Genomic DNA, 10,532 nt, shown 5'->3' on the forward strand with positions numbered 1-10,532 from the left:
CAGTTCATGGCTAATTAAAGGGAACAAAAAGAAAGGAAAAGCCAATCCAGACGGTATCAGCGGCAGGCTACAAGAATAAATTGTGATTTCACAAGATTGGTGCTATAATAAGAGAAAAGTTCCTGCCGGGGCAGCCGCTCCGGTGGTATGGATAGAAAGGCAGGAAAACAATATGCACATCAGTTATAAACCACTCTGGCACACACTGTTAGAGCGTGATATGAGAAAAGAGGATTTAAGGCTTGCTGCTGGTATGACAACAAATATGATTGCCAACATGAGCAAAGAGGGAAAGCACATCAGCATGGATACATTAGCCCGTATCTGCGAAACGCTGAATTGTGAGATTACCGATGTGATTGAGTTAGTACCAGACGAGCCTGCTTCCACAGGAGGTAAGGAACATGAGCGAATTGAAACCAAGAATAAAAGAAAACGGAATTGATTATATCCTTGTTGGAGATTACTACATCCCGGACTTGAAGTTGCCGGAGGAACACCGCCCCATCGGAAAGTACGGACGGATGCACCGGGAATATTTAAGAGAAGTCTGCCCAGCCAGATTACACACATTGACCCTGACCGGGGAATTGTGGACATATCTTGCAGACCTGAACGAACAGGCACAGAAACGGTTAGACACCATCATGGAGCAGATGAAAGCTGCTGAGGGCGTGACCGAGGAATTGAAGCGTACCCGTCAAATGGAATGGGTGCAGCGTTGCAATAACATTCACAACCGGGCAGAAGAAATTGTTTTACATGAGATGATTTATTCATAACGGTATGGTAGAATGATTATTACAAATTAGAAGTTGTAAAGGAGACTTTGTATGGGTAGAAAAGAAATAACAACAAAAGAAGATTTAATGAAAGTAATAGAATTATTCGAAAATACTGGAATTACATACTGGTTGGATGGCGGATGGGGTGTAGATATTTTAGCTGGTAAACAAACAAGAATTCATAGAGATATAGATATAAATTTTGATGCTCAACATACGGAAAAATTGTTAAATGTGCTTTTGAATCTGGGCTATAAAATTGATACAGACTGGAAACCGGTTAGAATAGAGTTATATAGTGATGAACTTGGTTACTTAGACATTCACCCGTTCGTTTTAAATGAGGACGGAACTTCAAAACAAGCTGATTTAGAGGGTGGCTGGTATGAGTTTGAAAAAGATTACTTTGGTAGTGCTTTTTTTGAAGGAAAAACAATTCCTTGTATATCCTTAAAAGGCCAAAGAGTTTTCCACTCAGGTTATGAATTAAGAGATAAAGATAAGCATGATATTTCAATTCTTGAAAGTTTATCAAAATAACATTGCTGTAATTTCTAAGATAAATTCCACTTTATCGCTTTGAAATTTTAACTGAATAAGTATAGCACCAACCGCTGCTACATGGAAGCAAACACAACCATGCAACAGCGGTTTTTCTTTACCGTTTTTTCCTTTGACTGATAGGAGTTCCTGTTTTCTTTGATTTTTGTAGAATCCGAATGAGCCAGCGAAATTCTTCGTCTGACAGATTTTTATAGTTGATGCCGAGCTGCTTGCAGTAAAGGACAACCAGCTTTTCATCCCGACTGCCCTTGAAATTTTCAACCGCTTCCAAATTTTCTTTCAATTCATCGGCAACGGTGGTCTGGGGCGCACTCTCGCTGTCCTTTTTGTGGGCTTCCCGAATATCCCGGATAATGAGATTGAGGTCATCAAGAACCATGTGGCTGAAATATTCATCATCGCTGATATGGGCGGCTTGCAGCACTTTCAAATGCGGGTCGTCTTCGCCGGGGCGATACCGTTCAATGATTTCATGCCGGACAGTATCGACAAGGGCGTTGAGGTTTTGAATCTGCATGGCGGCAATCCCATCTACATAAATCTCAATGTCCGCAAGAAACTTGATAAAGTCCTTATGAGTGGCAAGCTCACAGAGCAGACGGTTGTTAATCCGACCGCCTTTCAGAAGTGCCACCATCTCATCATTCAAATGCAGCTCTGTTAGTGGCGTGTTGATCTGCTCCCGGTTCTCTGTCCGGCACAGCAGATAATCAACGGAAACCCCATAGAAGTCTGCCAGCGTGATAAGGTTGCCATGATTGATTTCCTTATAATCCTCTTTTTCATAACTGCCAAGAGCTGATTTGGAAATGCCCGTCAGCTCTGATAATTCTTCCAGATTTAAGCCTCTGTCCTTGCGGAGTTCCCAAAGGCGTTCCTGTATGCTTGTCGCTCCTTTCATGGGCGCACGCTCCTTTCCGGCGGTTTCATTACTGCCGCTTAACTGGATTATATCATACTTTCCGCAATCGTGGAAATTTCTGATTTTTACCCTTAATTCCTACTTTGTGGACATACGGCACAGGGCACAAAAATGTTCTATGATACAGGTAGTTCATCGATGGATTATTCCAATCGAATGACCAGCCTGTGTGGGATATGCTTCCCCGGCGATGTAGCGCCATGACTTTTGGCAGGGATATGGAGGAACCCTGACCGAAACGAGCGTACCAAAGGGAGCGATACGCCGCTGTGAGATTCAGGGGAGGAACGACACCGGGGAGAACTGGCGAACTGATACCGAAATGATACCGAAACACGACAATCTGATAGGGGGATAGTCTACCCTATCGCTGATACTTCTGGAGATTTTAGACGGCTCTATGACCGTAATTTTGCCGAAAATCGCCCCGAAACTATACACTAAAACGGGAGGAAACGCAATATGCCGAGAATGAGCAAAAAGAGGAAGCATGAGCTTTCTTTTTACCTCAATGACCGGGGGCGTGTCACTTACAACGAATTATGCCGGAAATGCAAGCATGGGTGCAAGCAGAGCTTCCGGGCGGTTGTGGTTGACTGCCCCCGTTATTTATCCAAAAGAGCAAAGAAAAAGGAGGAACACACCGAATGAATTTTGAATTTATGACGATAGGCACACCGTTGCCGCCCTGTATGCCCTTTCCCAGAGCGTTGACAGGATTTCCAGTCAGCAGCACCGCAAAGGTCATGTACTGCCGGATGTTGGACGCTATGCTATCCAACGGACAGGAGGACGAGAACGGAATCCTGTTTATCTGCTTCCCTGTCACAGCCATTGCCGCAGTCCTGTCCCGCAGCCCCATGACGGTCAAGCGTTCTCTGAATGAACTGGAAACCGCCGGACTGATCATGCGAGTGCGTCAGGGCGTTGGAGAACCAAACAGGATTTATGTGCTGATACCGGGAAAGGAGGACGCTGCCCTTGCCTGATACCTCAAAGCTGGAAAAGCTCAACCGAGAGTTGGAAAAGAGTGAAAAGAAACTGCGGAAAGCCATCAATGATGAAAAGGCATTGCAGCACCAGCTAAAGCAGCTTACCCGAAAAGAACGGACACACCGGCTCTGTACTCGTGGCGGTATGCTGGAAAGTTTTCTGCAAGAGCCGGAACGCCTGACAGATGATGATGTCATGCTGTTGTTGAAACTCATTTTTCACAGGCAGGACACGCAGGAACTATTGAAGAAACTGCTGGAACGGGAGAAGCCGGAAACCCCTTAGTTTACTAAGGGCGCAATTATACACCACCCAAAGGTTGGTGCATTGCGTTCTCCGAAGGCTCCTCGCCGGAGGGCTGTGATTTTCCGCAGTCAAGGTCTGCTCCAAATCATACAGGGGACGCTACGCTTCCCCTGCGCTGGCTGCCGCCAGCTACCCTTTTGTGGACTTGCCATCTGGGGACACCTTGCGCTGTAAGCTGTTCCCAGCCGACAAGTTTCATAAAATATGCTATCTTTTCGATAATCGATGAAGTATAATAAAGTCAGAAATAAATCAGGAATTTGAGGTCAAGGCTTAAACGGGAGGTTTATATGAAAAAATACCAATGTCCTTGCTGCGGATATTTTACCTATAATGTTCCGGCAAATGAAGATTGTGGGTATATCTGTCCCGTTTGTTTTTGGGAGAATGACCCGTTCATTGCTTCTGATAACGAACCAAGCGACTCTAATCATGGAATAACACTAAAAGAAGCAAAATTAAATTTCTCAACATTCGGAGCTTGTGAAAAAGAAATGGTGTGTTATGTCCGACTACCAAGAGATGATGAAAAAGAAATTTCATAGTAGTGTGTAAAGGAGAATCAAATGAAGCATAAAAAGTTTTTGTTAATTGCACTGATATGTTTAATCGGTATAGGTATTAGCTTTCTTTTGTTTTCTGCTCATAGACCATTCAAAGATTTAGAGGCAGCAGATATTACTTCGGCAAGTGTTCGGTTATCGCCACCTGATACAACAATTCAGATAGTAGAAACAGAGGAATTAGTATCATATCTCAATGAGGTAGTTATTTACAATAAGGACAACTCATATACAGAATATGCCGGACAAGCAGTTATTTTCACTCTGTCTTTGGCAGATGGTTCTCAAGTGGAGATTATAGCATACAATCCATTTATTATAATTGACGGTATTGGTTATAAATGCAAATATGAACCTTGTGAAGCTCTTAATCATTATGCTAATGAGCTAATGACAAGAGAACCATAATTTTTAAGTGTACCATCTACCCATCGGGTCAACTTGTCCCGAACTTTTACAGCTAAATATCCGCCGCCCTCACAGCGGCACACCGAGCAGGAAATCTGAAAAAGGTCTCCTGCTTTTTTTCTGCCAAAATGAGGTGGTAAAACGCCACCCCATCCACCAATTACCGAAAGGAGGGACACGAAATGCCCTGCCCACACAACGAAATCACGATTGTTCAGCGCAGCCAGCGACAGTCTGCGGTTGCCGCCGCTGCTTACCAAAGCGGCGAAAAGCTGTTCTGTGAATACGACCAGCAAGTGAAGCACTACCCGGAAAAGCGTGGTATTGTCCACAATGAAATTCTGCTCCCGGCAAACGCCCCACGGTCGTATGCAGACCGCAATACCTTATGGAACGCCGCCGAAGCGGTGGAAAAGCAATGGAACTCCCAGCTTGCAAGGCGGTGGGTGCTTACCATCCCAAGAGAGATACCACCCGACCAGTATGCTGTCCTTGTCCGGGAGTTTTGTGAGCAGCAGTTTGTTTCCAAAGGCATGATTGCTGATTTTGCAATCCATGACCCCCATCCGCCGGGACACAATCCCCACGCCCATGTCATGCTCACTATGAGGGCAATGGACGAACATGGAAAATGGCTTCCCAAGAGCCGCAAGGTTTATGACCTTGACGAAAACGGGGAACGGATAAAACTTCCGTCCGGCAGATGGAAAAGCCACAAGGAGGATACGGTGGATTGGAACGACCAGAAGTATTGCGAAATCTGGCGGCATGAATGGGAGGTCATCCAGAACCGCTATCTGGAAGCCAATGACCGCCCAGAGCGTGTGGACTTGCGTTCTTATGCCAGACAGGGGCTTGATATTATCCCTACTGTCCATGAGGGAGCTGCTGTCCGGCAGATGGAAAAGCGGGGTATCCAGACGAACATCGGCAACCTGAACCGGGAAATCAGAGCCGCCAACCGCCTGATGAAGTCTATCCGGCAGCTCATTCAAAACCTCAAAGGCTGGATTACCGAGCTGGGAGAAAAACGGAAAGAGCTGCTTGCACAAAAAGCGGCGGAGGAAGCGACACTTCTTCCCAATCTGCTGATGAAGTATATGGAGATACGAAAGGAAGAACGGAAGGACTGGACAAGGGCTGGACAGAACAGGGGGACTTCACAGGACTTAAAAGCAGTCATCGAAGCCCTGTCCTATCTCCGGCAAAAAGGGCTTTCTACTGTGGAGGACTTAGAAGCATTTCTGGAATCTTCCGGGAAATCAGCAGCCGATTACCGCAATCAGATGAAGCCAAAGGAAGCCCGCAGCAAAGTGATTGACGGGATTCTTGCCAGCCGGACAGACTGCAAGGAATGTAAGCCTGTCTATGAGAAGTACCAGAAGATATTTTTTAAGAAAACAAAGGAGAAATTCAAACAGGAACACCCGGAGGTTGCCCGATATGAGAAAGCCGCTGCCTACCTTGCCAAGCACCCGGACGATAAGGACAGCACTCAAAAGGAACTGCAACAGGAGCAGGAAACACTTCTGGAAGAAATCGCAGAGATGAAAGTACCGCTGACCGAGGTACAAGAGGATTTGAAGAAGCTGCGGGACATCCGCTACTGGGTACGGAAAGCCACACCCGGCACAGAGGAAAGCAAAGAGCCGCCCAAGAAGCAGCCCATCAAGGAAGTCTTGCAGGATAAGGCAGATGAGAAAAAAGCACAAAGAACCGCCCCAGCACAGACGAAACACAGACAACAGGATATGGAACTTTAACAGGCACTTGCCATTTTCAATCAGAGAATGTCAGGTGCTTTTCTTTTTTTCAAGGAGGGATAGATTTGAATGTATTTGAAGCTGTGAAGCAGTCCGTCACAACAAGACAGGCTGCGGAGCATTATGGAATCCGTGTAGGTCGGAACGGGATGGCTTGTTGCCCGTTCCATAATGATAAAACCCCAAGCATGAAGCTGGATCGGCGTTACCACTGCTTCGGCTGCGGTGCGGATGGGGATGTGATTGATTTTGCCGCCGCCCTGTATGGGCTGGGAAAGAAAGAAGCCGCCGTACAACTGGCAAATGACTTCGGGATTTCTTATGAGGACTGGAAGCCGCCGGGAAAGGCAAAAAAGCCCAAGCCCCGGCAGAAATCCCCGGAGGAACAGTTTCAGGAAGCAAAGAACCGCTGCTTTTGTATTCTTGCCGATTATCTTCATTTGCTTATGGCATGGAGAACGGACTACGCCCCACACTCCCCGGAGGAAGCCTTTCATCCCCGGTTTGTGGAAGCCTTACAGAAGCAAGACCAAGTGGAATATCTGCTGGATGTGCTGCTCTTTGGGGAAACGGAGGAAAAAGCGGCTTTGATTACGGACTACGGAAAGGATGTGATACAGCTTGAACAGCGAATGGCAGAGCTTGCAGCCGCAGACGCAGCAAGAACTAAAAAACACCATGAACGCCATGCAGCCGCCACAGAGCGTTGAGGAAATCAAGGCGGGGCTGGAAACTACCGAGAAAGGCGCTGTCCGTCAGAGCATACGGAACTGCCTGACCGTATTCCAGCGTGACCCTCTGCTTTCCGGGGCTATCGCATACAACATTCTGACCGACCGCAAGGACATCATAAAGCCCATCGGTTTTCACAGGGAAAGCACCGCCCTGAACGATACGGACATGAAGTATCTGCTTCTTTATCTGGAAGAAACCTATGGGCTTACCAATGAGAAAAAGATTGATAACGCCATCGGGATTGTGGCGAATGAAAACAAGTACCATCCCATCCGGGACTATCTCAATACCCTTGTGTGGGACGGGACAGAACGAATCCGTTTCTGCCTGCGGCACTTTCTGGGGGCTGACGCAGACGATTACACCTATGAAGCGTTGAAGCTGTTCCTGCTGGGTGCAATCTCACGAGCCTTTCAGCCAGGGTGCAAATTTGAAATCATGCTCTGTCTGGTAGGCGGTCAGGGGGCTGGCAAGTCCACCTTCTTCCGTCTGCTGGCAGTCCGGGACGAGTGGTTCTCCGATGATTTGCGGAAGCTGGATGATGACAATGTGTACCGCAAGCTGCAAGGTCACTGGATTATCGAAATGTCGGAAATGATGGCAACCGCAAACGCTAAGAGCATTGAGGAAATCAAGTCATTTTTAAGCCGGCAGAAAGAGGTTTACAAGATACCCTATGAAACCCACCCGGCAGACCGCCCCCGTCAGTGCGTGTTTGGCGGCACTTCCAATGCCCTTGATTTTCTTCCCCTTGACCGTTCCGGCAACCGCCGCTTTATCCCCGTCATGGTGTACCCGGAGCAAGCCGAGGTTCACATTTTGGAGGACGAAGCCGCTTCCAGAGCCTATATCGAGCAGATGTGGGCGGAAGCGATGGAGATTTACCGAAGCGGCAGGTTCAAGCTGGCTTTCAGCCCCGCCATGCAGCGGTATCTCAAAGAACACCAGCGGGATTTTATGCCGGAGGACACCAAAGCCGGGATGATACAGGCATATCTTGATAAGTACACCGGGAGCATGGTCTGTTCCAAGCAGCTCTACAAGGAAGCCTTGAACCATGCCTTTGACGAGCCGAAACAATGGGAAATCCGGGAAATCAACGAGATTATGAACCAGTGCATTGACCGCTGGCGGTACTTCCCAAACCCAAGAATGTTTTCAGAATATGGCAGGCAAAAGGGCTGGGAGCGTGAAAACCCGGCAACGGACTCCGGCAACCCGTCTGAAAAAACGATGGACGGTTTTGTGGAGGTCACAGAACAGATGGAGCTTCCATTCTGAAAAGGACAGCCCGTTGCACCCCCTGTTGCTATCCCGTTGCCGAGCCGGTTGCCGGGGAAAACCCTTATTTCCGGGCTTTTCTCCCTTATAACAACCAAAACAACAGAAAAATAAAAGAAAAGTATAAATAGTAACCACCGCCAGATTGAGATTGTTTGCAAGGTCTTTTGAAGCCCGTTGCCGGACTTCGTTGCCGACACCCTCTGTCTGGCTATTTTCATGTATGGAGGATAACTGCCTATGGCAAAAAACAAAACAGAGATTCATGTTACAACGGTGTTTGACGGGGAACTGGACGCCACTGATGTGTTCGTCAGCCTGATTTCCCAGAAATACGGAAAGACAAATACAAAAGAATATCTTGCTAAAAAGAAAGATATAAGCTATAATGAAGATGAGGTTCAAAAGAGCCAGATACCGTCTGGATTGTGTGGGTAAATGGCTATGATGAACGAAATGGAATACAGAACAATCGGAAAGGCACTTGCCGGGGGCTATCGTGCAGCGGTCTATTGCAGGCTGTCAAAGGACGATGACCTGCAAGGCGAAAGTGCCAGTATCGCAAACCAGCGTGATATGCTGGAAAAATACTGCGAAAAGCAGGGATGGGAGGTTGTGGCAGTCTATCAGGACGATGGCTTCACAGGTCTTAACATGGAGCGTCCTGATTTACAGAGAATGTTGAGAGCCATTGAGCGCAGGCAAATCAACCTTGTCATCACGAAAGACCTCAGCCGACTGGGGCGTAACTATCTGCAAACCGGGCATTTGATTGAGGACTTTTTCCCAAGGAACGGTGTCCGCTATATCGCCATGAATGACGGTATCGACACCCTGCGGGATAACAACGATATTGCCCCATTCAAGAATATCCTGAACGAGATGTACAGCAAGGATATTTCCAAGAAAGTCCATTCCTCTTATCTTCTGAAAGCGCAGAAAGGACAGTTTACCGGGTGTCTTGCCCCGTTTGGATATCGGAAAGACCCAGAGGACAAAAACCATCTGCTCATTGACGAGGAAACCGCCCCGATTGTGCGGCTGATTTTCGGATATGCCCTGAACGGTCATGGTCCGAACTATATCCGCAGACGGCTGGAGGAAGAAAAAATCCCCTGCCCCACATGGTGGAACCGGGAACGGGGGCTTCGCAATACCCGCACCAAATGGGAAAAGAAAGACCCGGAAAACGGGCGGTATATGTGGGACTTCTCCGTTATCAAAGACCTTTTGATGAATCCCGTCTACACCGGGGCGATTGCTTCCCAGAAAAAGGACTACCGTTTCAAAATCGGCACGATTGGGGAAAAGAAGCCGGAGGACTGGATTGTGGTGGAGGGGCAGCATGAACCGCTGATTGATCGCATGAGCTTTGACATTGTGCAGAACAAGCTGAAATCCCGCCAGCGTCCGGGGCAGACTAATGAAATCAGCCTGTTTGCCGGACTGTTAAAATGCGGCGAGTGTGGGAAGTCGCTGACGGTACGCTACACAAACGCAAAACATCCCCAGCAGATTTATTCCTGCAAGACCTACAATGCCTTTGGAAAGAACCACTGCACCCAGCACCGGATTGACTATGACACCCTTTACAGCCATGTGCTGCGGAAAATCCGGGAATGTGCCAGAGCTGCCCTGATGGACGGGGAAGCGGTTGCTGACCGCCTGACCAATACCTGTGAAGCCGAGCAGCGGGAACAGCGGGAAGCAATGGAACGCTCCCTTACAAGGGACGAGGAACGGATTGAGGTTCTGGACAAAATGGTCATGCGGCTTTATGAGGATATGATTGCAGGGCGTATCAGTGAGCAGAATTTCAACACCATGCTGGAAAAGACACAGACCGAGCAGACGGAGCTTAAAACAAAAGTGTCCGAGGGCAGAAAGCGGCTGTCCGATGAAGTCCAGCTTGCCAATGACGCAAAACAATGGGTGGAAGCCATTCAGGAATACGCCAACATCACAGAGCTGGACGCAGCCACCCTCAACCGCTTAATCAAAGAAATCGTCGTGCATGAGCGCATTGACGAAAATAAAACAAGACACATTTCTATCGAAATTCATTTTAATCTCAAACCCATCCCGGAGGTGGAACAGGTCACTGCCTGACCTGTCCCGCCGGGACGGTTCTCTTAAAAAATACCATATAGATTTTTTGGACGCCGCCGCCCGCCATCGAGCAGAGTTTTACACCTAATTGGGGATAAAACAG

At 47.7% G+C, this 10,532-nt stretch carries 14 protein-coding genes and 1 pseudogene; 13 read left to right on the forward strand and 2 right to left on the reverse strand.

Going from position 1 to position 10,532, the window contains the following annotated elements; translation table 11 throughout:
• Positions 1–82: 82 nt before the first annotated feature.
• From DWX68_RS14185 to DWX68_RS14195, 3 genes are read left to right on the forward strand one after another with little or no spacing between them, the layout of a single operon-like run.
• Complete coding sequence (locus tag DWX68_RS14185; RefSeq protein WP_007887891.1) at positions 83–445, forward strand: helix-turn-helix domain-containing protein; 363 nt, start codon at positions 83–85, stop codon at positions 443–445.
• Positions 405–782, forward strand: a complete 378-nt coding sequence (locus tag DWX68_RS14190; RefSeq protein WP_002584333.1) for a TnpV protein — start codon at positions 405–407, stop codon at positions 780–782. The genes DWX68_RS14185 and DWX68_RS14190 overlap by 41 nt, the downstream gene beginning before the upstream one ends.
• Positions 783–833: 51 nt before the next feature.
• Positions 834–1,325, forward strand: a complete 492-nt coding sequence (locus DWX68_RS14195; RefSeq protein WP_009266803.1) for a hypothetical protein — start codon at positions 834–836, stop codon at positions 1,323–1,325.
• A 118-nt stretch (positions 1,326–1,443) separates the two neighbouring features.
• On the opposite strand, the gene DWX68_RS14200 is transcribed toward DWX68_RS14195, so the two are convergent.
• On the reverse strand, positions 1,444–2,250 hold the full coding sequence (locus DWX68_RS14200; protein WP_118629998.1) for a helix-turn-helix transcriptional regulator: 807 nt from the start codon (positions 2,248–2,250) through the stop codon (positions 1,444–1,446).
• Positions 2,251–2,733: 483 nt separating this feature from the next.
• Between DWX68_RS14200 and DWX68_RS14210 the strand changes: the two genes are divergently transcribed.
• The 8 genes from DWX68_RS14210 (at position 2,734) to DWX68_RS14245 (ending at position 8,320) form a co-directional block, all read left to right on the forward strand.
• Complete coding sequence (locus tag DWX68_RS14210; RefSeq protein WP_002584330.1) at positions 2,734–2,922, forward strand: hypothetical protein; 189 nt, start codon at positions 2,734–2,736, stop codon at positions 2,920–2,922.
• Positions 2,919–3,260 carry a DeoR family transcriptional regulator gene (locus DWX68_RS14215; protein ID WP_002584329.1) on the forward strand — a complete coding sequence of 114 codons (342 nt, stop codon included), beginning with the start codon at positions 2,919–2,921 and terminating at the stop codon, positions 3,258–3,260. Before DWX68_RS14210 ends, DWX68_RS14215 begins: the two co-directional genes overlap by 4 nt.
• Positions 3,253–3,549 carry a DUF3847 domain-containing protein gene (locus DWX68_RS14220; protein WP_002594808.1) on the forward strand — a complete coding sequence of 99 codons (297 nt, stop codon included), beginning with the start codon at positions 3,253–3,255 and terminating at the stop codon, positions 3,547–3,549. Before DWX68_RS14215 ends, DWX68_RS14220 begins: the two co-directional genes overlap by 8 nt.
• A gap of 311 nt (positions 3,550–3,860) precedes the next feature.
• The gene (locus tag DWX68_RS14225) at positions 3,861–4,115 is read left to right on the forward strand and encodes a CPCC family cysteine-rich protein (protein WP_002594807.1); all 255 of its coding nucleotides are present in this window, start codon (positions 3,861–3,863) and stop codon (positions 4,113–4,115) included.
• Positions 4,116–4,136: 21 nt separating this feature from the next.
• Positions 4,137–4,541, forward strand: coding sequence for a hypothetical protein (locus tag DWX68_RS14230; protein ID WP_002594806.1), 405 nt, complete (start codon positions 4,137–4,139; stop codon positions 4,539–4,541).
• A gap of 182 nt (positions 4,542–4,723) precedes the next feature.
• Positions 4,724–6,304 (forward strand): MobQ family relaxase, encoded by a 1,581-nt coding sequence (gene mobQ, locus DWX68_RS14235; RefSeq protein ID WP_118630000.1) that lies wholly within the window; start codon positions 4,724–4,726, stop codon positions 6,302–6,304.
• 65 nt (positions 6,305–6,369) lie between these two features.
• A complete protein-coding gene (locus DWX68_RS14240) occupies positions 6,370–7,014 on the forward strand; it encodes a CHC2 zinc finger domain-containing protein (RefSeq protein WP_118630002.1) in 645 nt (214 codons plus the stop codon).
• The gene (locus tag DWX68_RS14245) at positions 6,983–8,320 is read left to right on the forward strand and encodes a virulence-associated E family protein (protein ID WP_118630004.1); all 1,338 of its coding nucleotides are present in this window, start codon (positions 6,983–6,985) and stop codon (positions 8,318–8,320) included. Before DWX68_RS14240 ends, DWX68_RS14245 begins: the two co-directional genes overlap by 32 nt.
• Before the next feature lie 28 nt (positions 8,321–8,348).
• On the opposite strand, the pseudogene DWX68_RS15145 reads toward DWX68_RS14245, so the two are convergent.
• Positions 8,349–8,587 (reverse strand): annotated as a pseudogene (locus tag DWX68_RS15145) (tweety protein).
• Here DWX68_RS15145 and DWX68_RS14255 point away from each other — a divergent pair.
• A complete protein-coding gene (locus tag DWX68_RS14255) occupies positions 8,561–8,758 on the forward strand; it encodes a hypothetical protein (protein ID WP_002304371.1) in 198 nt (65 codons plus the stop codon). The pseudogene DWX68_RS15145 and the gene DWX68_RS14255 overlap by 27 nt on opposite strands.
• On the forward strand, positions 8,759–10,429 hold the full coding sequence (locus DWX68_RS14260) for a recombinase family protein (RefSeq protein WP_117974354.1): 1,671 nt from the start codon (positions 8,759–8,761) through the stop codon (positions 10,427–10,429).
• Positions 10,430–10,532: the final 103 nt, after the last annotated feature.

The organism is Clostridium sp. AF20-7, from assembly GCF_003479275.1.
GTDB lineage: Bacteria > Bacillota > Clostridia > Lachnospirales > Lachnospiraceae > Otoolea > Otoolea fessa.